The sequence below is a fragment of the Pseudomonas sp. Choline-02u-1 genome, assembly GCF_002836515.1.
In the GTDB taxonomy this organism is placed as follows: Bacteria; Pseudomonadota; Gammaproteobacteria; order Pseudomonadales; family Pseudomonadaceae; genus Aquipseudomonas.
The window spans coordinates 321,670-342,638 of the sequence record NZ_PJBC01000066.1 but is presented as its reverse complement, the minus strand read 5'-3'; the positions used below and the strand labels follow the sequence as shown (position 1 = coordinate 342,638).

21 protein-coding genes are annotated in these 20,969 nt (G+C 60.6%); 10 read left to right on the top strand and 11 right to left on the bottom strand.

Annotated features, from left to right (window positions below; all coding sequences use genetic code 11):
- The first annotated feature begins 41 nt into the window (after positions 1-41).
- A complete protein-coding gene (locus tag CXF97_RS26290; RefSeq protein ID WP_101162249.1) occupies positions 42-1,361 on the top strand; it encodes an MFS transporter in 1,320 nt (439 codons plus the stop codon).
- A 276-nt stretch (positions 1,362-1,637) separates the two neighbouring features.
- Positions 1,638-2,267: a flavin reductase family protein gene (locus CXF97_RS26285; protein WP_071173402.1), complete on the top strand. Its 630-nt coding sequence runs from the start codon at positions 1,638-1,640 to the stop codon at positions 2,265-2,267.
- Here CXF97_RS26285 and CXF97_RS26280 read toward each other — a convergent pair whose 3' ends face one another.
- Both CXF97_RS26280 and CXF97_RS26275 read right to left on the bottom strand, forming a co-directional pair.
- Complete coding sequence (locus CXF97_RS26280; RefSeq protein WP_041479831.1) at positions 2,268-2,510, bottom strand: hypothetical protein; 243 nt, start codon at positions 2,508-2,510, stop codon at positions 2,268-2,270.
- Positions 2,511-2,552: 42 nt separating this feature from the next.
- Entirely contained in the window at positions 2,553-2,906 is a 354-nt protein-coding gene (locus CXF97_RS26275) for a putative quinol monooxygenase (protein ID WP_101162247.1), read from the bottom strand.
- 367 nt (positions 2,907-3,273) lie between these two features.
- On the opposite strand from CXF97_RS26275, the gene CXF97_RS26270 reads away from it, so the two are divergent.
- Positions 3,274-4,197, top strand: coding sequence for an AraC family transcriptional regulator (locus tag CXF97_RS26270; protein ID WP_101162245.1), 924 nt, complete (start codon positions 3,274-3,276; stop codon positions 4,195-4,197).
- 124 nt (positions 4,198-4,321) lie between these two features.
- Here CXF97_RS26270 and CXF97_RS26265 read toward each other — a convergent pair whose 3' ends face one another.
- Positions 4,322-5,770, bottom strand: a complete 1,449-nt coding sequence (locus CXF97_RS26265) for an aldehyde dehydrogenase family protein (protein ID WP_178081238.1) — start codon at positions 5,768-5,770, stop codon at positions 4,322-4,324.
- Positions 5,770-7,407 (bottom strand): 5-guanidino-2-oxopentanoate decarboxylase, encoded by a 1,638-nt coding sequence (locus CXF97_RS26260; RefSeq protein ID WP_101162241.1) that lies wholly within the window; start codon positions 7,405-7,407, stop codon positions 5,770-5,772. Before CXF97_RS26260 ends, CXF97_RS26265 begins: the two co-directional genes overlap by 1 nt.
- Positions 7,408-7,553: 146 nt before the next feature.
- Here CXF97_RS26260 and CXF97_RS26255 point away from each other — a divergent pair, with 146 nt between their 5' ends.
- Positions 7,554-8,453: a LysR substrate-binding domain-containing protein gene (locus CXF97_RS26255; RefSeq protein ID WP_101162239.1), complete on the top strand. Its 900-nt coding sequence runs from the start codon at positions 7,554-7,556 to the stop codon at positions 8,451-8,453.
- 96 nt (positions 8,454-8,549) lie between these two features.
- On the opposite strand, the gene CXF97_RS26245 is transcribed toward CXF97_RS26255, so the two are convergent.
- Positions 8,550-9,164 (bottom strand): NAD(P)-dependent oxidoreductase, encoded by a 615-nt coding sequence (locus CXF97_RS26245; protein ID WP_101162237.1) that lies wholly within the window; start codon positions 9,162-9,164, stop codon positions 8,550-8,552.
- A 45-nt stretch (positions 9,165-9,209) separates the two neighbouring features.
- Positions 9,210-10,088 (bottom strand): MBL fold metallo-hydrolase, encoded by an 879-nt coding sequence (locus CXF97_RS26240; RefSeq protein ID WP_101162235.1) that lies wholly within the window; start codon positions 10,086-10,088, stop codon positions 9,210-9,212.
- 113 nt (positions 10,089-10,201) lie between these two features.
- Here CXF97_RS26240 and CXF97_RS26235 point away from each other — a divergent pair, with 113 nt between their 5' ends.
- Together CXF97_RS26235 and CXF97_RS28275 are read left to right on the top strand one after the other, a co-directional pair.
- Positions 10,202-11,107: a LysR family transcriptional regulator gene (locus CXF97_RS26235; protein ID WP_218239554.1), complete on the top strand. Its 906-nt coding sequence runs from the start codon at positions 10,202-10,204 to the stop codon at positions 11,105-11,107.
- Between the two features lie 139 nt (positions 11,108-11,246).
- Entirely contained in the window at positions 11,247-11,423 is a 177-nt protein-coding gene (locus tag CXF97_RS28275; protein ID WP_016773438.1) for a hypothetical protein, read from the top strand.
- Between the two features lie 51 nt (positions 11,424-11,474).
- Here the strand turns inward: CXF97_RS28275 and CXF97_RS26230 are convergent, their stop codons facing one another.
- On the bottom strand, positions 11,475-12,365 hold the full coding sequence (locus CXF97_RS26230; protein ID WP_101162232.1) for a helix-turn-helix domain-containing protein: 891 nt from the start codon (positions 12,363-12,365) through the stop codon (positions 11,475-11,477).
- A 175-nt stretch (positions 12,366-12,540) separates the two neighbouring features.
- On the opposite strand from CXF97_RS26230, the gene pobA reads away from it, so the two are divergent.
- Together pobA and CXF97_RS26220 are read left to right on the top strand one after the other, a co-directional pair.
- Positions 12,541-13,734, top strand: coding sequence for a 4-hydroxybenzoate 3-monooxygenase (gene pobA / locus CXF97_RS26225; protein ID WP_101162230.1), 1,194 nt, complete (start codon positions 12,541-12,543; stop codon positions 13,732-13,734).
- Between the two features lie 77 nt (positions 13,735-13,811).
- Entirely contained in the window at positions 13,812-15,329 is a 1,518-nt protein-coding gene (locus CXF97_RS26220; RefSeq protein ID WP_101162228.1) for an MDR family MFS transporter, read from the top strand.
- A gap of 85 nt (positions 15,330-15,414) precedes the next feature.
- On the opposite strand, the gene CXF97_RS26215 is transcribed toward CXF97_RS26220, so the two are convergent.
- The 4 genes from CXF97_RS26215 to CXF97_RS26200 form a co-directional block, all read right to left on the bottom strand.
- On the bottom strand, positions 15,415-16,263 hold the full coding sequence (locus CXF97_RS26215; protein WP_101162226.1) for a cache domain-containing protein: 849 nt from the start codon (positions 16,261-16,263) through the stop codon (positions 15,415-15,417).
- Positions 16,264-16,390: 127 nt separating this feature from the next.
- Complete coding sequence (locus CXF97_RS26210) at positions 16,391-17,248, bottom strand: ATPase (protein WP_101162224.1); 858 nt, start codon at positions 17,246-17,248, stop codon at positions 16,391-16,393.
- A 116-nt stretch (positions 17,249-17,364) separates the two neighbouring features.
- Positions 17,365-18,357 (bottom strand): NAD(P)-dependent oxidoreductase, encoded by a 993-nt coding sequence (locus CXF97_RS26205; protein ID WP_101162213.1) that lies wholly within the window; start codon positions 18,355-18,357, stop codon positions 17,365-17,367.
- Positions 18,358-18,456: 99 nt separating this feature from the next.
- Complete coding sequence (locus CXF97_RS26200) at positions 18,457-19,344, bottom strand: LysR family transcriptional regulator ArgP (RefSeq protein WP_101162211.1); 888 nt, start codon at positions 19,342-19,344, stop codon at positions 18,457-18,459.
- A 97-nt stretch (positions 19,345-19,441) separates the two neighbouring features.
- On the opposite strand from CXF97_RS26200, the gene CXF97_RS26195 reads away from it, so the two are divergent.
- Together CXF97_RS26195 and CXF97_RS26190 are read left to right on the top strand one after the other, a co-directional pair.
- A complete protein-coding gene (locus CXF97_RS26195) occupies positions 19,442-20,044 on the top strand; it encodes a LysE/ArgO family amino acid transporter (protein ID WP_101162209.1) in 603 nt (200 codons plus the stop codon).
- 176 nt (positions 20,045-20,220) lie between these two features.
- Positions 20,221-20,817: a superoxide dismutase gene (locus CXF97_RS26190; RefSeq protein ID WP_016773431.1), complete on the top strand. Its 597-nt coding sequence runs from the start codon at positions 20,221-20,223 to the stop codon at positions 20,815-20,817.
- The last annotated feature ends 152 nt before the right edge of the window (positions 20,818-20,969 follow it).

Below are 20,969 nucleotides of genomic sequence, written 5' to 3'. Positions count from 1 at the left end.
CCGACGCGCTCCACAAAAACAATTAAACGAAGGATCCTTCAATGGATAACTCCAACGCCCTGCCCCTCGGGTCGGCTGCCGTGCCGGCCAAACCGCGAACCACTGCGAGCCGGATCAAATCGATCTTCAGCGGCTCCGTCGGCAACATGGTCGAGTGGTACGACTGGTATGTGTATGCCGCCTTCTCCCTGTACTTCGCCAAAACCTTTTTCCCCGCCGGTTCCACCACCGCGCAGCTGATGAACACCGCCGCGATTTTCGCCGTGGGCTTCCTGATGCGCCCGATCGGTGGCTGGCTGATGGGCATGTACGCCGACAAGGTCGGGCGCAAGAAAGCGCTGATGGCTTCGGTCTACCTGATGTGCTTCGGCTCGCTGCTGATCGCGCTGAGTCCGAACTATGAAACCATCGGCATCGGCGCGCCGATCCTGCTGGTGTTCGCCCGTCTGCTGCAGGGCCTGTCGGTCGGCGGCGAGTACGGTACTTCAGCGACTTACCTGTCCGAGATGGCCACCAAGGAACGTCGCGGCTTCTTCTCCAGCTTCCAGTATGTGACGCTGATTTCCGGCCAGCTCATCGCCCTCGGCGTGTTGATCGTGCTGCAGAACACCCTGACCACCGAACAGCTGTACGCGTGGGGCTGGCGCATTCCGTTTGCCATTGGCGCGCTCTGCGCAGTAGTAGCGCTATACCTGCGTCGCGGCATGGAAGAAACCGAGTCGTTCACCAAGAAAGAAAAGTCCAGAGAAAGCGCTATGCGCACTTTGATGCGCCACCCGAAAGAGCTGTTGACCGTGGTCGGCCTGACCATGGGCGGCACACTGGCGTTCTACACCTACACCACCTACATGCAGAAATACCTGGTGAACACGGTCGGCATGAGCATCTCCGACTCGACCACCATTTCCGCTGCCACGCTGTTCCTGTTCATGTGCCTGCAACCGATCATCGGCGGCCTGTCGGACAAGATCGGCCGGCGTCCGATCCTGATCGCCTTCGGCGTGCTCGGTACGATCTTCACCGTGCCGATCCTGATGACCCTGCACACGATCCAGACCTGGTGGGGCGCGTTCTTCCTGATCATGGCCGCGCTGATCATCGTCAGCGGCTACACCTCGATCAACGCAGTGGTGAAAGCCGAATTGTTCCCGACCGAAATCCGCGCCCTGGGCGTTGGCCTGCCGTACGCACTGACCGTATCGATCTTCGGCGGCACCGCCGAATACATCGCGCTGTGGTTCAAGAGCATCGGCATGGAAACCGGTTACTACTGGTACGTGACAGCGTGCATCGCCGTGTCGCTGCTGGTGTACATCACCATGAAAGACACCCAGAAGCATTCGCGGATCGTGACTGACTGACAGGGCCTTGCAGCCACTGCAACACTGGTTTTGCGACTCGCTCCCACAGAGCAACACATCGCAACTGTTGGAGCGGGCTTGCTCGCGAAAGCGGTGGGTCAGTAAGCATCTCTTGATCGTTCCCACGCTCCGCGTGGGAATGCAGCCGGGGACGCTCTGCGTCCCAAGAGATCGCAGCCTTCGGCAGCTCCTACAGGATCTCGCGTCCGGGTGGAAGTCTGCGCGGTGTCCTAGCAATATGGCTGCATCCGAATGCAGCTCAGGAATCCGCTCCCCATGCCCGATGACATCCACTTCTACGAACCCGCCAACGGCCACGGCCTGCCTCACGATCCGTTCAACGCCATCGTCGGCCCGCGCCCCATCGGCTGGATTTCCTCGCAGGATGCCGAAGGCCGACTCAATCTCGCGCCGTACAGTTTCTTCAACGCCTTCAATTACGTTCCGCCGATCATTGGTTTCTCCAGCGTCGGGCGCAAAGACAGTCTGAACAATATCGAGCAGACCGGTGAGTTCGTCTGGAACCTCGCCACCCGCCCGCTGGCCGAGCAGATGAACCAGAGCTGCGCGATGGTCGCGCCTGAGGTCAACGAGTTTGAATTGGCGGGGCTGACGACCGTGGCGTCAAAGGTGATTTCGGTACCACGGGTCGCCGAAAGCCCGGTGTCCTTCGAGTGCAAGGTCACGCAGATCATCCAGCTGCAACGCGCCGATGGCGAAACCGTGCCGAGCTGGCTGATCCTCGGCGAAGTAGTCGCGGTGCACATCGCCAAATGGCTGCTGAAGGACGGCATCTACGACACCGCCGCCGCACAGCCGATTCTGCGCGGCGGCGGGCCGGCGGATTATTTCCAGCTGGGGCCTGAAGCCCTGTTCAAGATGTGGCGCCCGGGCGCGCAGAAGTAATTACCAGATCAGCTCGGCGTCGTCAGTGACGCCCTTGAGCTTGTCCAGCTCGTTGATGGCTGCGTCATCGGCAGCAATGGCGCCGGGGAACACCTGCTCGTTCAGCAATTTGTGAAAGCGTGGTGCGCCGCCATCGACCAAGGCCTTGACTGCGATAGCCGCGTAATAACCCTTGTTGCCGCCCAGCTCGACGGGGACGACTGCGGAGACTGCTTCGAAGCGTTCAAACTCTTTACGTGCCATGTCGCGGATCCTGGCTCAATAATTAAGCCGGACATTAAACCCTCAACCGGCGAGTTTGTGTATCGGTGCCGAGCATTGACCGAGGGCCTGCGCGGCCGAGACGTCTCTGAAGGTATGAAAGTCGAGGCTGTTGACCACCAGGTCCTGGACCAGCTCGGCGAACACTTCCATCGACGCACTGTTGAAATAAGCAGTCATCATCTGCTGACTGCTCCAGTAGCCGCTGACCAGCCACAGGTCAGTGTCGCACTGCGATTGTTGCAACGAAAAACTCAGGCAGCCGGAGGCTGCGCGCGAGACTTCGATCAACGCGCTCAGGCGCACACCGAGTTCCGCCGAACGCCCGGCCTGGGCACGAACGAAGGCCATATGACTGACAGGCATCTGCTTGGACATGATCAACCCTCCATGAAATCGCGTGGCAGCCGGGGGACGGGCTGCGACTGAAGCAAAGATTAAGGGCCGTAGCGGCTGCGCCGTTAGTCGATTCCTGCCTTCGCGTTGCACAATCCTGCGAGACTTGCCAAAACCCCGGCCGCCACCACGGCCCTGTAGGAGCTGCCGAAGGCTGCGATCTTTTGATCTGAAAAACAAAAATCAAAGATCGCAGCCTTCGGCAGCTCCTACGGTCGGGCGTGTCGGCGACGGTCGCGAACGGCGCGATGCAGAATCAGGCAAGCATTTGGCAGAATGTGTCTACCGCTGCTGCTTGCACAAACATATGCTCTGTTGCATTCCCCCTCTCTTGCCGAGGATGCCGTGCATGACGTCATTCGACCGTTTTCAAGCCAGCGCCGACATGGAAAAGCAGCGCGCGGAGCTGGCGGCGATCATCCGCCGCAACACCAGCGAAGATGGCAGCTACCAGACCGCTATCGGCTCGCTGGTGATGTCGCGCCACACCAAGTCCCATGATTTCGCCCCGGTGCTCGCGCAACCGGCGCTGTGCATCATGGCGCAGGGGCGCAAAGAGGTCCGCCTGGCCGATGAGTTCTTCAACTACGACCCGCTGAATTACCTGGTTGTGTCCGTTTCGATGCCGCTCAGCGGGCGCGTGGTCAACGTCTCGCCAGAGGAGCCGATCCTCGCCGTGCGGCTGGACATCGACCCGACCGAAATCACCGCGCTGATCGCCGACGCCGGCCCGATGGGCGTTCCGACGCGGCCGACCGGACGCGGTCTGTACGTGGAAAAAATCGACAGTGCCATGCTCGACGCGGTGCTGCGTCTGGCGCGGCTGCTCGACGCGCCGAAAGACATTGCCATGCTCGCGCCGCTGATTCGCCGAGAGATTCTCTATCGCCTGCTGCGCAGTCCGCAGGGTCATCGTTTGTACGAGATTGCGATCGCCAACAGCCAGAGCCATCGCATCAGCCAGGCGATCAAATGGCTCAACGGCAATTTCGAGCAGCCGCTGCGCATCGATGATCTGGCCCGGGAAGTGAACCTCAGCGTGTCGACGCTGCATCACCGCTTCAAGGCGATGACCGCGATGAGTCCGTTGCAGTATCAGAAGCAGTTGCGCCTGCAGGAAGCGCGACGCCTGATGTTGACCGAAGGGCTGGAAGCGTCGGCGGCGGGGTATCGGGTGGGCTATGAAAGTCCGTCGCAGTTCAGCCGTGAGTACAGCCGGCTGTTTGGCGCGCCACCGTTGCGAGATCTGGCGCGGCTGCGGCTGTCGGTCTGATCCGGTATCTGAAGCGAGGCTTATGGCGCTTTCGCGAGCAGGCTCGCTCCCTCAGGGAAATGCATTCCAATGTTGGAGCGAGCCTGAACGCGAAGGAGTCAGTCCAGGCGCTACATCTTTGTGATCAGACCGCCCGGATCACATGCTTGATCTCTTGAAAAGCTGCCAACCCCCAAGGCCCCAGCTCACGACCGACACTGCTCTGCTTGTAACCACCCCATGCCGCCTGCGGGAAGATCACCTGCGGCGCATTGATCCACACCAGCCCCGCCTGCAACGCATTGGCCACGCGATCTGCCGTTGCGGCATCACGCGTCACCACACTCGCGACCAAGCCGAACTGGCTGTCGTTGGCCAAGGCAATTGCCTCGGCCTGCGTGCTGAAACTGCGCACACACACCACCGGCCCGAAAATCTCTTCACGCCATAACGCGCTGTCCAGCGGCACATCGGTGAACACCGTCGGTTGCAGAAAATAACCGCGCGGCAGATCCGCCGGACGATTGCCGCCACAGAGCAAACGGGCACCAGCGCTCAGACCACGATCGATATGCCCGAGCACCCGTTGGTACTGCGCCTGATTGACGAGCGCGCCCATCTCGACCTCCGGGTCGAACGGGTCGGCGACTCGAATCGCCTCTGCGCGCTTTTGCAGACGCTGAAGAAATTCATCCATCAATTGCCCGGCGACCAGCACCCGACTGGTGGCTGAACACATTTGCCCGGCGTTGAAGAACGCACCGCCACAGGCCAGTTCCACCGCCAGCTCCAGGTCAGCGTCCGCCAGCACCAGCAACGAAGATTTGCCACCCAATTCCAGGCTCACACCTTTCACTGTTTCGGCAGCGCGTTGCATCACCTGCACGCCAATCGCATTGCTGCCGGTAAAGGAGATTTTGGCAATGCGTGGATCGGCCGATAACGGTGCGCCCACTGCCAGACCGGTGCCGCAGACCAGATTGAACACGCCGCCGGGCAAGCCGGATCCGGCAATGATCGCGGCCAATTCCAGCTCCGGCAACGGCGTCACCTCCGAGGGCTTGAGCACCACGCAGCAACCGGCAGCCAGGGCGGGCGCCAGTTTCCATGCAGTGGTGACCATGGGGAAATTCCACGGCACGATCAGCCCGACCACGCCACAGGGTTCACGCCGCAAGCGTGCGCTGAAATCCTCGCTGGGCAGCGGCACGTTGCTGTCCTGTTTCGCGTCGAGGCCTTCGGCGAGCTCGGCGTAATAGTCGAACGTGGCGATCACGTCATCGACATCGATGGCCGCTTCGAACTGCGGTTTGCCGTTGTTGCTCGACTGCAATTTCATCAAATGCTCGCGACCGTTGCGCACGCCATTGGCAATGTTGCGCAGGACCGCAGCGCGCTCGGCGCCGGTGGTTTTCGACCAGTGTTCGAACGCCTCGGTCGCCGCGCTGACCGCTTGATCCACGGCGTGTTCGTCACCGCCATTGACCGTGGTCAGCAGCGCCTCGCTGGCGGGATTGATCACGCGCAGATGTTCGCGGCCCGACGACCATTGGCCGTTGATGTAGAGACCGTCGAGTGTGGTCGGGAAACTGATCATTTGGCCACCGCCTGCATCCACTGGTTCTGGTCGATTTCAATCAGCGTCGGGCCTTGCCGGTCCGTCGCCTTGCGCAGCGCTGCGCGCAGCTCTTCAACGCTGCCGATGGTTTGCGCAGCGCAGCCGAGGCCCTTGGCTACGGCAACGAAGTCAGGGGTGTAGATGTCCACGCCGACCGGTTCGATGGCGCGGTTGACCATGTACTTTTTGATCTCCTCGTAACCCTGGTTATTCCACAGCAGGACGATCACCGGCACCCGCGCTTCGACGGCGCTGGCCAGTTCCGGCAGCGTGAACTGCAAGCCGCCGTCGCCGATCAGGCACACCACTGGCGGGCGCGCGCCGTTATCGGGTTGCCCACCGAGCCACGCACCAATTGCCGCCGGCAATGCATAGCCGAGGGTGCCGTAACCGGTGGATGCATTGAACCAGCGGCGTGGTCGCTCGGGGTTGAAAGTGAGATTGCCGGTGTACACCGGTTGCGTCGAGTCGCCGACGAACACCGCTTCGGGCAATTCGTGCAACACGGTTTCAAGCAAACACGTCTGCGCCAGCGTCGGCGCATCCCAGCTCGCCGCCAATTCATCACGCAGACGCGCGGCGCGAACCTGGCCCCAATCATTGCGGCGATCGGCCAGCGGCTTTTGCGTCAGCGTACTGAGCAACGCTTGCGCGGCGTTGCGCGCATCAGCGACCAGTGCGACGTGCGGCGGGTAGTTGCGCACGGTCTGATCGGTATCGATGTCGATGCGCAGCAGCTTGCCGGGAATCTCGAAGCCGCCGGCGAAGGTCACGTCGTAATCGGTCTCGGCCAGCTCGGTGCCGATCGCCAGCACCACGTCCGCGTCAGCGACCAGTGCGCGGGTGGCGACCAGGCTTTGCGTCGAACCGATCAACAACGGATGGCTGGTCGGCAGCATGCCTTTGGCGTTGATGGTCAGCGCCACTGGAGCGTCGAGCAATTCGGCGATTTGCGTGAGCTGCGGCGCCGCGTCGATAGCGCCGCCACCAGCGAGAATCAGCGGACGTTGCGCGTTAGCGAGCAGTTCGCTCATGCGACTCACCGCAGCCGGTGCGGCGCCGGCACGGTCGATATTCACCGGCAGGCTGGCGAGCAGGTCATCGGCTTGTTCCACCAGCACGTCCAGCGGAATTTCGATGTGCACCGGACGCGGTCGCCCGGCCTGGAACAAGGCAAACGCACGCGCCAACAGCACCGGAAGTTCGGCGGCGGACATCAGCGTGTGCGAAAACGCTGCGACGCCGCCGACCAGTGCGCTTTGATTCGGCAGTTCATGCAACTTGCCGCGCCCACCGCCCAACTGGCTGCGTGACTGCACGCTGGAAATCACCAGCATCGGAATCGAATCGGCGTAAGCCTGACCCATGGCCGTGGTGATATTGGTCATGCCCGGGCCGGTGATGATGAAGCACACACCGGGTTTGCCGCTGGTACGCGCATAGCCGTCGGCCATGAAACCCGCGCCCTGTTCGTGGCGAGGCGTGACGTGGTTGATGCTCGAACGGGCCAGACCTCGGTACAGCTCAACGGTGTGCACACCGGGAATGCCGAATACCTGTTCGACCCCATAACTCTCGAGTAACTTGACCAGTACTTCGCCGCACGTTGCCATGTTGATTGCCTGTTGTTGTTCGCTGAAACACAGATTCCCTGTGGAAGCGGGTCTGTACATGGGTCTATTGGAACGGCGCGCAGCTGGCAGCAACAATCGATTAAAAGTCATACTAGCCATGTCCTCACGTCATACCTCGGATCGCCATGAAACGCCTGCCTCCCCTGCCCGCTCTGCATACGTTCTGGATCACCGCGCAATGCTGCAACTTCACCCGCGCCGCCGAGCAGCTGCACATCACTCAGGGCGCGGTAAGCCGACAGATCGCCGGGCTGGAAGAACAGCTCGGTTATCCGTTGTTCATTCGTTTGGCCAGAGGTCTGGCGCTGACGGCCGAAGGACGGGAATGGTTACCGCAGGTGGAGAAGGTCTTCGGGCTGATCAGTGAAGCAACCGAGCAGATCGGTCAGGCGCGGCAAACCTTGCAACTCAAGGCACCAAGCTGCGTGATGCGCTGGCTGCTGCCGCGCCTGCTGCAATGGCAGAAGGAGCGCCCGGACGTGCCGGTGAAGCTGACAGCGTCGCTGCAACACGGTGTGGATTTTCAGCGCGAGCAATTCGATGCCGCCGTGATTTACGGCCCGCCACCGGACCATTCGCCAGGCGCGCTGCATCTGTTCGACGAACAACTGACACCGGTCTGCTCGCCGCAACTGCTCAAAGGTTCGCCCGCACTGAAATCACCGAATGATCTGCAGGAGCATCTGTTATTGCATCCGACCCACGATATTCACGACTGGTCGGTGTGGCTTGATGCGGCGGGTTTGCAACTGAGTAACCTGGGCAGCGGCCAGCATTTCGAAACGCTGGATCAGGCGATGTCGATGGCCTCCCATGGCACGGGAGTAGCGATCGGGGATTGGTCGCTGATTGGTGATGATCTGAACGCCGGACGGCTGGTGATGCCGTTTGAATTGAAGGTGAAGACGGGGTTGGCGTATTACGTGGTGGTGCCTGCTGGAGCCGAACCCTCGCCGCAACTTGAGGAACTGATGCTCTGGCTGGTTGAGCAGGCTCATACCCGCTTACCACACAAATCCTTGTAGGAGCTGCCGAAGGCTGCGATCTTTTGATTTTGCTTTTCAAGATCAGGATCAAAAGATCGCAGCCTTCGGCAGCTCCTACAGGGATAGCATCTCTGATCAGTAGCCGACGGTGTAGCGCTGGCGCGAATGCTTCGGCGTTTCCACTTCGTCCATCAGCGCAATCGCATAATCGGCAAAGGTGATCCAGCTTCGCCCTTGGGCACTGACCAACAGATGGTCCTTGCCGACCCGGAATGTGCCGCTGCGCTCACCCTCGACAAACTCAGCCGATGGCGACAAAAAGGTCCAGTCCAGTTCCTGCTCTTGCCGCAACGCTTCAAGAAACGCTGCGCCAGCACTCGCCTCGGTTTTGTATTCGGCCGGGAAACCGGCGCTGTCGATCACCCGCGTACCGTCCGGCAGCAACAGCGAACCGGCGCCGCCGACCACCAACAAACGCTTCACACCCGCCTGCTTCACCGGCCCGACAATCGCCGAGGCCGGCACGGTGGCGAAGTGCGCTGCGCTGATCACCACGTCGTGACCGGCCACCGCCGCTTGCAGCGCAGCCGAATCCAGCACGTCGAGATTTTTGTTGACGACACCGGCACGGCTGCCGATTTTCGAGGTATCGCGGGCGATGGCGGTGACGCTGTGACCGCGACGCAGGGCTTCTTCCAGCAGTTGGCTACCGGCACGTCCGGTGGCGCCAATGATTGCGATCTTGCTCATGAGATTCTCCAGTGGGCTTGAAAATGCTGCGTGTTCAGGTTCGGCTTACCACTGCATCTCGCCCTTGGCGACTTTCGCACTGAGTTCCAGCGAACTTTCCTCGCCGAGTTGCGGGTAGCGTTTTTGCATCGCCGCGATCAGTGCAGCAGAGTCTTTCGCTTTGGCGGTTTCGGCATCAAAGGCCTTGATGTAATCAGCGGTGAATTTCACGCTGGCCAGCGAGCGGCTGCTGTCACCCAGGTAATGGCCGGGCACCACGGTTTGCGGTTTCAGGGTTTCGATGGTGTGCAGAGTGTGCAGCCAATCGGCGTGGGATTGCGCAGTCTGAGTGTCGGCCATCCACACATGAATGTTCTCGGCGACCACTACGCCACCGACCACCGCTTTGAGCGAAGGGATCCATACGAAACTGCGATCCGGCTGTTTGCCGTCGAGTCCGATCACCTGCAATTTCTTGCCTTCGAGGATCAGGCTGTCGCCCTTGAGCACGTCGGGGACGATGGTTTTTGCCGGCACGTCGGCACCCATTTTCGGCCCCCAGTAGGCCAGTTTGCCGTCAACGGTGTGTTTGATGTGATCGACGGTCGGTTGCGAGGCCAGCACTTTCGCCTGCGGGAATGCCTGGGTCAGGGTGTCAAGGCCGAAGTAGTAATCCGGATCGCCGTGGCTGATGTAGATAGTGGTCAATTGCTTACCGCTGGCGCGGATCTGTTCCACCACCTGCTCGGCCTGGGATTTGCCGAATTGCGCGTCAACCAGAATCGCTTCTTTCTCTCCGCTGACCAGCACCGAGCTGACCGGGAAAATCGCCTGGGTGCCCGGGTTGTAGACATCGAGGCTCAGCTCGCCAGCGGATGCCTGGGCGGCAAAGCCGAAAAATGCGGCGGCGAGCAGAACGCGTTTGAAGGGGGTGAAGCCGATCATGTGTTGCTCCGGACTGCGAATGCCAGTTTGGCGATGCAGCAGAGCTTAGTTGCCAGACTCAGTACAAAAAATGCGATGCTTGAACATAGTTTGTTTCTGAAAGCGGGCAAATCATGGATCGGCTTCAAGCAATGCGGGTATTCGTCACCGTGGTGGATCTGGGCAGCCAATCGGCGGCGGCCGATCACCTCGACCTGTCGCGGCCGGTGGTGTCGCGCTATCTGGCGGAGCTGGAAGACTGGGTCGGCGCGCGGCTGATGCACCGCACCACGCGCAAATTGAGCCTGACCGCTGCCGGCAGTGAAATCCTCCCGCGCTGTCGGCAGATGATCGACCTGTCGCACGACATGCAGGCCGCCGTGAGCGAACCCGATGACGCGCCGCGTGGCCTGCTGCGGATCAGCGTCAGCACCTCGTTCGGCCAGGCACAACTGGCCGATGCGGTCGCGGCGTACGTCAGGCTTTACCCCGGCGTGAGTATCGATCTGCAGATGCTCGACCGCACGGTGAATCTGGTCGATGAACGCATCGATCTGGCGATTCGCACCAGCAACGATCTCGATCCGAATCTGATCGCCCGGCGCCTGACCGTGTGCCGTTCGGTGGTCTGCGCCGCGCCGGCTTATCTGCTTGAGCAACCGGCGCCGCGAACAGTTGAAGATTTGAGCCGGCACAACTGCCTGACCCACTCCTATTTCGGCAAGAGCCTGTGGCATTTCGAGGAGGATGGCGAACCGGTTTCGGTGCCGGTGCAGGGCAATATCAGCGCCAACGAAGCCAGCACCTTACTGCGTGCAACCCTGGCCGGCGCAGGGATAGCGATGCTGCCGACCTACCAGGCCGGGGTGCATATTCACAACGGCGAACTGCTGCGTTTGCTGCCGCATGCCGAGCCGCGACAGATGAATATGTACGCGGTGTACGCCTCGCGCAAACACATGCCGGCGGCACTGCGCAGCATGCTCGACTTTCTGGTGCAGCGTTTCCCGGAGAAGCCCGCGTGGGATGTGGGACTGTAAAGTCAAAAGATCGCAGCCTTCGGCAGCTCCTTCATTTGGGATGCGTTTCCCCTGTAGGAGTTGCCGAAGGCTGCGATCTTTTGATCTTGTTCTATGCTCAAGGTAATACCGCAAGGTAGACGTTCAGAGGTCGAACACCATGAACATCAAAACAAAAAGATACGCCGCCATCTTCATTACCTGCGCCGCCACGCTGGCGCTGTACGGCACCGCTGCCTGGCGGGTCGAGCAGTTGCGTCAGCTGCCGCGCGAGTATGCGAGTTGCAACTATGAGCGGTGTATTCCGCACAATGCCACGCTGAACGCATTGCGCTGATAGACCTGAACTGGAATGCAAGCTCGCTCCCACAGATATTTGGTGGTGATATTAAGGTTGTTGCTCGGCCTTCAAGCGGTCGCGGAATGCCTTCGGCGAAATCCCCACCCGGCGGCGGAACAGCCGCGTGAAGTTGGTCGGATCGGAAAAGCCCAACAACTCCGACATCTCGTAAATTGTCATGCTGGTGTAGGTCAGGAGGCGCTTGGCTTCCAGCAACTGGCGCTCGTGCATGATCTGCAACGCCGGTTGCCCGGCCAGTTCACGGCAGGTGCCGTTGAGGTGCGACACGGAGATGCCCAGGCGATGGGCGAGGTCTTCGACCTTGACGTGCTGGCGGTAAGTCTCTTCCACCAACTGAATGAAGCCGTTGAGGTATTCGCGCTGGCGTTGCGGCCGTTGACTGGCCTTGTGACGGACGATCGCCTGGCGACTGACCCAGACCATGATCAGGCTGACCAGCGAATGCATGAGCATTTCCCGCGCCGGTTGATGGCCGTTGTACTCGGCCTGCAACGCTGAAAACAGACTGTTGAGATAATCGCCATCCTTGCCGGCCGGGTAGTTTTCCACCCGAGCCAACGCGTGTACCGAATCGCCCAATTGTGCCTGCAAATGACTGATCAGTGGCGTGGCAAGCGTGACGATGAAGCCCTCGACATCCTCGGAAAAACGAAACCCATGCACCGATAACGGTGGCAGCACCTGAATCGCTGGCGTCTGGAGTTGCGTACGCTGCCCTTCGATTTCAAGCGCTGCCTGACCTTTGAAAACGAACAGCAACTGGCACAGATCCGCGTGGCGGTGAGGTTTGATTTCCCACTGGTGTTCGCGACTGCGCGAGGAGATGGTTTCACAGTGCAGCAAGTCCGGGGTCGGCCAGTCCAGGCTTTCGCCATAGAGCTTGAACACCGGAATCGAAGGCAGGGCAGGCTTGTTCATCACTTCAATCCAGGCCTCGGGTTTTGGGCGATAATCGCACCGATTGGCAGAATGTACAGGTATCGGCTCAGTTTTCACCTTCAATTGACAGACCCGCAAGGGAAAAATGCAAGCACTCGATCCATAAAATCAGTCACCGGCGATTGCTGCGTGATGCTTGCGAGTCATAAAAACAATGAAAACCCTGAAAACCCAAGTCGCCATTATTGGCGCCGGTCCTTCCGGACTGCTCCTCGGCCAGTTGCTGCACAACGCTGGCATCGACACCCTCATCCTCGAACGCCAGACTCCTGATTATATTCTCGGGCGCATTCGGGCCGGCGTGCTTGAACAAGGCATGGTAGAGCTGCTGCGTCAGGCCGGCGTCGGTGAGCGAATGGATGCCGAAGGTCTGGTTCATGGCGGCTTCGATCTGGCGCTGGACGGGCGTCAGGTGCACATCGACCTGCACGCGCTGACCGGCGGCAAAACAGTAATGGTCTACGGCCAGACCGAAGTCACCCGCGACCTGATGGCCGCTCGTCGGGAGGCTGGCGCGCCGACGATTTATCAGGCGAGCAATGTCGCTCCCCACGGTATGAAAAGCGACGAAGCCTTCGTCACGTTCGAAAAGGACGGCGAAAGCTGGCGCGTCGATTGCGATTACATCGCCGGTTGCGATGGCTTCCATGGCGTCGCCCGCCAGTCGATTCCGGCCGATTGTCTGAAGGTTTTCGAGCGGGTTTATCCGTTCGGCTGGTTGGGCATTCTCGCCGACACACCGCCGGTCCACGACGAATTGGTCTACGCCCGCCACGAGCGCGGCTTCGCTTTGTGCAGCATGCGTTCGGCCACCCGAACGCGCTATTACCTGCAAGTGCCGGCGGATGAAAACGCCGACGACTGGAGCGACCAGCGTTTCTGGGATGAGCTGAAAAAACGCCTGCCGGACGCCCTCGCGGAAAAACTGGTGACCGGTCCTTCGATCGAAAAAAGCATCGCGCCGCTGCGCAGTTTTGTCGTCGAGCCAATGCAGTACGGGCGCATGTTCCTCGTCGGCGACGCAGCGCACATTGTCCCGCCTACAGGCGCCAAGGGCTTGAACCTGGCCGCCAGCGATGTCAGCACGTTGTTCAATATTCTGCTGAAGGTCTATCGCGAAAATCGTACTGATCTGCTGGAAAAATACTCTGAGATCTGCCTGCGCCGAGTATGGAAAGCCGAACGGTTTTCCTGGTGGATGACTTCGATGCTGCATCGTTTCGAAGAACACGATGAATTCAGCCAGCGCATCAGCGCTTCTGAGCTGGACTACTTCGTCAGCTCCGAGGCTGGGCAAAAAACCATTGCAGAAAATTACGTCGGGCTTCCGTACGAGGCTATCGAATAGCTTCCTACCGACTTACACTGCGAGCATCCACCCGCGCGCGATGGCCGCGCGGGTCCATTACTGCCCGCAGGTTTTCCGTGACCCCTCTCAATCAGCCTGAAACGTCCAAACCGGCCATTCGCAGTGTGCTGGTCGCCTTGATGATGGCGATCTTTCTCGGTGCACTGGACCAGACCATCGTCGCTGTGTCGATGCCGGCGATTTCCGCGCAATTCAAGGACGTCAGCCTGTTGGCCTGGGTGATTTCCGGTTACATGGTGGCGATGACCGTGGCGGTGCCGATCTACGGCAAGCTCGGCGACCTGTACGGGCGGCGCAAACTGATGCTGTTCGGCATGGGCCTGTTCACCCTCGCCTCGTTGTTCTGCGGCATGGCGCAGAGCATGGAACAACTGGTGCTGGCACGGATCCTTCAGGGCATCGGCGCCGGTGGCATGATCTCGGTGAGTCAGGCGATCATCGGCGACATTGTCCCGCCGCGTGAGCGCGGGCGCTATCAGGGTTACTTCAGCAGCATGTACGCCGTGGCCAGTGTCGCGGGGCCGGTGCTTGGCGGCTACATGACCGAATACCTGTCGTGGCGCTGGGTGTTTCTGATCAACCTGCCATTGGGCCTCGGCGCCTGGTGGGTGGCGCGCCGCAATCTGCGCGGCTTGCCGATTCCGCAGCGCAAACCGGTGATCGATTACCTCGGCACGGTGCTGATGATCATCGGCCTCACGACCTTGTTGCTCGGCATCACAGAAGTCGGCCAGGGTCATTCATGGCGCAGCCGCGAAGTGCTCGGCCTGTTCGCCTGCGCCGTGATCGTATTGGCGCTGTTTGTCTGGCATGAGCGCCGGGCGCGCGAGCCGTTGCTGCCGATGCACCTGTTCGCCAACCGTAATGCGCTGCTGTGCTGGTGCACGATTTTCTTCACCAGTTTCCAGGCCATCTCGCTGATCGTGCTGATGCCGCTGCGCTTTCAAAGCGTTACCGGCGCTGGCGCCGACAGCGCGGCGTTGCACTTGCTGCCACTGGCGATGGGCTTGCCGATCGGCGCCTATTTCGCCGGCCGCCGCACCTCAATCACCGGGCGCTACAAACCGCAGATCCTTACCGGCGCGATCCTCATGCCGATCTCGATTCTCGGCATGGCCTTCAGTCCGCCACAAGCAACGCTGCTCAGCGGTTTGTTCATGCTGCTCAGCGGTATAGCCGGCGGCATGCAGTTCCCCACCTCGCTGGTCGGCACGCAAAACTCGGTGGAACAACGCGATATCGGCGTCGCCACCAGCACCACCAACCTGTTCCGCTCCTTGGGCGGTGCGGTGGGCGTAGCGTTGATGTCGGCGCTGTTGCTGGCATTGCTGCACGACTCCAGTGTCGCCCACCTGGCGAACAGTGCGCTGATCAGCGAAGGCCATTCGGGCAACGTCCTGCTCGATGGCCTGAACGCCGCGCCGGGCGATGCACAGCACGCCTTGCGCGCGGAGCTGCTGGTGACCTTCCGCCACTTGCTCTGGGTCAGCACGGCGGTGTCGCTGCTGGGGCTGGCAGCGGCGATTGCCATGCCGAACAACCTGTTGCGCGGGCGGGAGCACGGCGTCCGCTGACGGCAAAAGATCGCAGCCTTCGGCAGCGCCTACAGAAGAACGCTTTCCCATGTAGGGGCTGCCGAGGGCTGCGATGTTTTGATCTTCAAGGGCTGTAGTAACCCACCGCGACGAGGAAGTGCCCGACCTTTTTAAGGTAGGCATGCTTGTCCTCGATCTTGCCGGTCACCGGGTTTTTCCAGCGGTATTCGTATTCGCCTTCATCCTGCTTGCCGATCAGCGCCAGAATCGGCTCGCCCACGGGTTTTCCTTCAGGGTCCTTGACCTTGCCGAAATCGGTGTTGATCAAACGCAGATTGGTGCCGTGGGCGACGTAGCGCTGGTTGTCCAGATCGACCACGAACACATACAGGTCATCCTGCAGATAACCGCCCTTGAGCGAGTTGATCGCGGTCAGCGTGCCCTTCTCGTCTTTGGTCAGATCCGTCGCGGCCTTATCCAGTAGCGCTTTGGCTTGTTCTGCCGAAGCGCGTGGCAAGTAGTAACCCACCGCAAGAATTCGCTGCCCGACGCGCTGATAGAACACATGCTTGCGCTCGACCTTGCCGTCGGCCCAGTTCTGCCAGCGGTATTCGGCCTGCTGAATGCCGTTGCCTTCCGGCACTTTCAACGCATCCTTGAATGCCTTTTGCAGATCCGGCCCGAGTACTTCGCTGACATCACGGCCGATCAGTGCCGATGACGGCCCGCCACTGGCAAGCATGACGCCTTTGGTGTCGAGGACGAACACGTAGCGATCCTTGTCGACAAATTCACCCTGGCGACTGAATGCGGCGAAGGCTTTGTCGCCGTTGTCGTGGTAGTAAGCCAGAGCTTTTTCCAGTAAGGCGATAGCGGCCTGACTGTCGTCCTTTGCAGCGGTGGCGGCGCTGGCCTGGCCGACACTGGCCAACAAGATCAGGCCGAGCCAGGCCACTTTATTCAAAAACCCCATAGCGCATCCCTCGTTCTTTTTGGTGTTTCAAGAGCGTAGACGGCTTGCGGTCATGTAGAGATATTCAGAGCGTTTCTGAACGTTGCGCCGCGAGGCTGGCAAGCAGTGCTCGCCAGCCTCGATCAGCTTATGGGCGGGAATTGATTTGTTGTTGCAGATTCTGGATCTGCGCCTGCAGGGTGTTGAGGTTGCGCGTCATCTGCGCGCGGAATGCATCGAACTCGGCGGTATTGCCGCCACCCTGAGGCGCTGCCGGGCGGTTGTCCTGCTGACTTTTCAGCACCACGATGTCCTGCTCCAGACGATCGATCGCCGCGCTCGGATTGCCCTGTTTCTTCAGCGCAGCGATATCGGCGCCGAGGCTTTTGAACTGGGCGTCGAAGGCTTTCAACTGCGCGTCGACCTTGCTGGTATCGGCTGGGGTGCTTTTGATTGTCGCAAGCTCGGCACTCAAAGCTTTGACCTGTGCCTGCAATTGCGTATTGGCGTTCTGTTGTTCGATGGTCTGTGCGGTCATCTGCGCCAGCCGCTTGTCCAGCTCGCTGGCCTGCCCGGCCACGCCTTGCTGCTGCTTGCTCTGGTCGAGCAGCTTGCCTTCGAGTTGCTTGATCTGCAGCTTCAGCGCTTCGCTGTCGCTGCTGACGTTGCTCTGGCTGGCGACGACTTTGCCGGAAATATCCTGCAGGCGCCCGGCCGCTTCTTCGCTGATCCGCGCGAAGCTTTCCTGGGTGGCGACCAGTTGCTGTTCCATCAACGAAATCTGCTGAAAACTCCACCAGGCCAGACCGATGAAGGCGAAAAACAACGCGCCGACCAGCGCCCACAGCGGCCCGGTGCTGGCAGCCTTGACCTTGACCACTGGCGCGGTACGCGAATGCACGGAGGTGCGGGGACTGGGCGCGATGTCATCGTCATCGAACGGATCGGCGCGCAGGCTTGGCACGTTATCGAAATCGTCGTCGTGGGCATCGTTTCGCATGGACATTGAGGCAACCTTTGGCAAACGCGGTGATGGCTAAATGCTGCGAAGTATAACCGCCGCAGCCGCAGGCATTGACCCTCAACCCGCAAGGCGGTTCAGTGCCGCCCGGCCGAATCGTTTCAACGGATGTCCTGGGCTTTCCACCACGCACAGAACTCATCGAGGGCAGCCCACAGACTGACTTTCGGATCGTAGTCGAGATAATGCCGGGCGCGGCTGATGTCGAGGGTGAAATTTTTCTTCATGACCTGCATGCCCAGACGCGACAGTGTCGGCTCCGGACGTCCGGGCCAGAGCCTGCAGGCGCCTTCGTTGAGCGCCGCAACGCTGTAGGCCAGACCGTACGATCGGTATTTGCGCACCTGATCGACTTCCATCCGCCGCATCACGTAGTTGACCACGTCCCACAGCGGCACCGGCGTACCGTTGCTGATGTTGTAAGCCTTGCCCAGCGCAGAACCCTGGGCCAGCAGGCTGCTGAGCATGGCTTCGTTGAGATTCTGCACGCTGGTGAAGTCGACCTTGTTCAAGCCGTTGCCGATGATCGCCAGACGGCCCTTGCGCTGCATCTTCAGCAGGCGCGGAAAGATGCTCATGTCGCCGGCACCGGTGACAAAGCGCGGGCGCAGCGCGATGGTTTCAAGACCAAACTCCTGGGCACCGAAGACTTTCTGCTCGGCCAGGTATTTGGTTGCGGCATAGGGATGTCCGAAGCGCTTGGGCACCTGCTCTTCGGTCAAACCGAGATGGTCGCGGCCATCGAAATAGATCGACGGCGACGACAGATGCACCAGCCGCCGCACCCGTTGCTTGAGGCAGGCTTCGACAACGTTTTCGGTGACTTCGACATTGCCCTGATGAAAGTCCTGATAACGCCCCCACACGCCGACAGCACCGGCGCAATGCACCACGGCTTCGACGTCGCGGCACAGGTCGCGCACCAGCTCGGCGTCGGTGAGGTCGCCCGGCACAAACTCCGCACCGCGGCGCACCAGATGCTCGACACTCTCGGCCCGGCGACCGTTGACCCGCACTTCAAGGCCCTGCTCCAGGGCGAAACGCGCAAAACGCCCGCCAATAAAGCCACTGGCGCCGGTAACCAAAATCTTCATCAAAAACTCCAGAAAAGCAGCTACGAGTGACAAGCTTTCAGCTGCAAGTTGAAACGGTGCGTGTTCTTGCTGCTTGCAGCTTGACGCTTGTCGCTGCGTTCAAGCCACTAGCCATTGTTTTGAGGAGCGCAGCAGTTGCTCGGTGAGCAGGTTGAGCAACTGACCGCCATTGCGCCAATGATGCCAGTACAGCGGCACGTCGATCGGTTTATCTGGCAGCAATTCGCGCAGCACCCCGCGTTGCAATTGCTCGCGCACCTGCAGTTCCGGCACCAGGCCCCAGCCCAGACCGGCTTCGGTCAGGCGAATGAAGCCTTCGGAGGACGGGCATAAATGGTGCTCGAACGCGCCGTCGACGCCCAACAGCGCCAGGTAGCGATGCTGAAGGAAATCGTCCGGGCCAAATACCAGCGCCGGGGTGCGGGGCAGCTGTTCGGCGCGCACACCATCGGGAAAATGCCGGGCGATGAAGGCCGGACTGGCCAGCGCCCGATATCGCATGGCGCCGAGCAACACACTGCGTGCGCCGGCCACCGGGCGCTCGCTGGCACATAGGCATGCGGCTACTTCACCGGCACGCATGCGCTTGAGGCCGACGGTCTGGTCCTCAACGATGAGGTCGAGCAACAAATGCTGCTCGGCGCAGAAATCGCCGACGGCCGCGGCCCACCAGGTGGCAAGGCTATCGGCGTTCAAGGCGATACGCAGGCGATCCGGCAGGCCTTCCTCATCCAGCGCCGGCACCACCGATTGCAGGTCGCGCTCGAGCAAACGCACCTGCTGCACATGGTTGAGCAAGCGTCGGCCGATTTCCGTCGGGGATGGCGGTGTTTCGCGCACCAGCACCGGCTGGCCGACCCGCGCCTCGAGCAATTTGATGCGCTGGGAGATGGCCGACTGCGACAGGCCCAGCACCTGCGCGGCGCGGTCGAAACCGGCCTGCTCGACCACGGCGGCCAGCGCGGAGAGCAATTTATAGTCAAACATCAGTTTTCCTAATGGGCGATCAGCACTATTGGTTTTTCTTATACAGCGCCACACCCGAGAATAGCCAGCAAGCACTCTCTTTCAAAGGACATCTCTCATGTGGCAAAGCTATGTAAACGGCCTGCTGGTGGCGTTCGGCCTGATCATGGCGATCGGCACACAGAACGCTTTTGTCTTGGCGCAAAGCTTGCGCCGTGAACACCATCTGCCGGTGGCCGCGCTGTGCGTGGTGTGTGATGCGATTCTGGTCGCAGCCGGGGTGTTCGGGCTGGCAACGATCCTGGCGCAGAACCCGACGCTTCTGGCGATTGCCCGTTGGGGTGGCGCGACCTTTCTGATCTGGTACGGCAGCCAGGCGCTGCGCCGGGCCTGTTCGAAGCAGAGCCTTGAACAAAGCGAGAACCAGACCGTGCGTTCGCTGCGCGCGGTGATGCTCAGCGCGTTGGCGGTGACATTGCTCAACCCGCACGTTTATCTCGACACGGTTTTGCTGATCGGCTCGCTGGGCGCGCAGCAATCGGTGCCGGGCGCTTATGTGGTCGGCGCGGCGAGTGCCTCGCTGCTGTGGTTTTTCACTCTGGCACTTGGCGCGGCGTGGCTGGCACCGTGGCTGGCCCGGCCGAGCACCTGGCGCATCCTCGATCTGGTCGTCGCGATGATGATGTTTGCCGTTGCCGCGCAATTGATCATCGCCGGATGAATAATTGCCAAAGGCTCTGGAACCTCTATCCCACACAGTTGTTGCGTGGTTAAGGCGCGACCCCGGTGCTATGATCCGAACCCTGCGCCGCAAAGAGTAAAAACTCGCCGGTGCATTTCCGGCCGCCCGTGATCGGCCTTGCGCTCACCGCAACAGACCTGATTAGGAGAATCATCATGGCTTTCGAATTGCCGCCGCTGCCTTACGCACACGATGCCCTGCAGCCGCACATCTCCAAGGAAACCCTGGAGTTCCACCACGACAAGCACCACAACACCTACGTCGTGAACCTGAACAACCTGGTGCCAGGCACCGAGTTTGAAGGCAAGACCCTGGAAGAAATCGTCAAGACTTCTTCGGGCGGCATCTTCAACAACGCCGCTCAGGTCTGGAACCACACTTTCTACTGGAACTGCCTGGCGCCAAACGCCGGCGGTCAACCAACCGGCGCACTGGCAGATGCCATCAACGCAGCGTTCGGTTCGTTCGACAAGTTCAAGGAAGAATTCAGCAAAACCTCGATCGGCACCTTCGGTTCCGGCTGGGGCTGGCTGGTGAAAAAGGCTGACGGTTCCCTGGCCCTGGCCAGCACCATCGGCGCCGGCAACCCGCTGACCAGCGGCGACACCCCGCTGCTGACCTGCGATGTCTGGGAACACGCTTACTACATCGACTACCGCAACCTGCGTCCGAAGTACGTTGAAGCGTTCTGGAACCTGGTCAACTGGAAGTTTGTGGCCGAGCAGTTCGAAGGCAAAACCTTCACCGCTTAAGCTGCACGCCAGACAAGAAACCCGGCCTCGGCCGGGTTTTTTTATGCCCGGCGCATGGCGTTTGTCGCACGCCAAAAGCAGCCTCGCGCCGTTTGCCGGGAGCCTTGAGCCGACTACCATCCACGATAGGAAAAAATCTTTGACCCGGTGCT

What these genes read in the sequence shown, in the direction of transcription:
- CXF97_RS26290 (WP_101162249.1), top strand. Translation starts at nt 42, where the DNA reads ATGGATAACTCCAACGCCCTGCCCCTCGGGTCGGCTGCCGTGCCGGCC.
- CXF97_RS26285 (WP_071173402.1), top strand. Translation starts at nt 1,638, where the DNA reads ATGCCCGATGACATCCACTTCTACGAACCCGCCAACGGCCACGGCCTG.
- CXF97_RS26280 (WP_041479831.1), bottom strand. Translation starts at nt 2,510, where the DNA reads ATGGCACGTAAAGAGTTTGAACGCTTCGAAGCAGTCTCCGCAGTCGTC.
- CXF97_RS26275 (WP_101162247.1), bottom strand. Translation starts at nt 2,906, where the DNA reads ATGTCCAAGCAGATGCCTGTCAGTCATATGGCCTTCGTTCGTGCCCAG.
- CXF97_RS26270 (WP_101162245.1), top strand. Translation starts at nt 3,274, where the DNA reads ATGACGTCATTCGACCGTTTTCAAGCCAGCGCCGACATGGAAAAGCAG.
- CXF97_RS26260 (WP_101162241.1), bottom strand. Translation starts at nt 7,407, where the DNA reads ATGGCAACGTGCGGCGAAGTACTGGTCAAGTTACTCGAGAGTTATGGG.
- CXF97_RS26255 (WP_101162239.1), top strand. Translation starts at nt 7,554, where the DNA reads ATGAAACGCCTGCCTCCCCTGCCCGCTCTGCATACGTTCTGGATCACC.
- CXF97_RS26245 (WP_101162237.1), bottom strand. Translation starts at nt 9,164, where the DNA reads ATGAGCAAGATCGCAATCATTGGCGCCACCGGACGTGCCGGTAGCCAA.
- CXF97_RS26240 (WP_101162235.1), bottom strand. Translation starts at nt 10,088, where the DNA reads ATGATCGGCTTCACCCCCTTCAAACGCGTTCTGCTCGCCGCCGCATTT.
- CXF97_RS26235 (WP_218239554.1), top strand. Translation starts at nt 10,202, where the DNA reads ATGGATCGGCTTCAAGCAATGCGGGTATTCGTCACCGTGGTGGATCTG.
- CXF97_RS28275 (WP_016773438.1), top strand. Translation starts at nt 11,247, where the DNA reads ATGAACATCAAAACAAAAAGATACGCCGCCATCTTCATTACCTGCGCC.
- CXF97_RS26230 (WP_101162232.1), bottom strand. Translation starts at nt 12,365, where the DNA reads ATGAACAAGCCTGCCCTGCCTTCGATTCCGGTGTTCAAGCTCTATGGC.
- pobA (WP_101162230.1), top strand. Translation starts at nt 12,541, where the DNA reads ATGAAAACCCTGAAAACCCAAGTCGCCATTATTGGCGCCGGTCCTTCC.
- CXF97_RS26215 (WP_101162226.1), bottom strand. Translation starts at nt 16,263, where the DNA reads ATGGGGTTTTTGAATAAAGTGGCCTGGCTCGGCCTGATCTTGTTGGCC.
- CXF97_RS26210 (WP_101162224.1), bottom strand. Translation starts at nt 17,248, where the DNA reads ATGTCCATGCGAAACGATGCCCACGACGACGATTTCGATAACGTGCCA.
- CXF97_RS26205 (WP_101162213.1), bottom strand. Translation starts at nt 18,357, where the DNA reads ATGAAGATTTTGGTTACCGGCGCCAGTGGCTTTATTGGCGGGCGTTTT.
- CXF97_RS26200 (WP_101162211.1), bottom strand. Translation starts at nt 19,344, where the DNA reads ATGTTTGACTATAAATTGCTCTCCGCGCTGGCCGCCGTGGTCGAGCAG.
- CXF97_RS26195 (WP_101162209.1), top strand. Translation starts at nt 19,442, where the DNA reads ATGTGGCAAAGCTATGTAAACGGCCTGCTGGTGGCGTTCGGCCTGATC.
- CXF97_RS26190 (WP_016773431.1), top strand. Translation starts at nt 20,221, where the DNA reads ATGGCTTTCGAATTGCCGCCGCTGCCTTACGCACACGATGCCCTGCAG.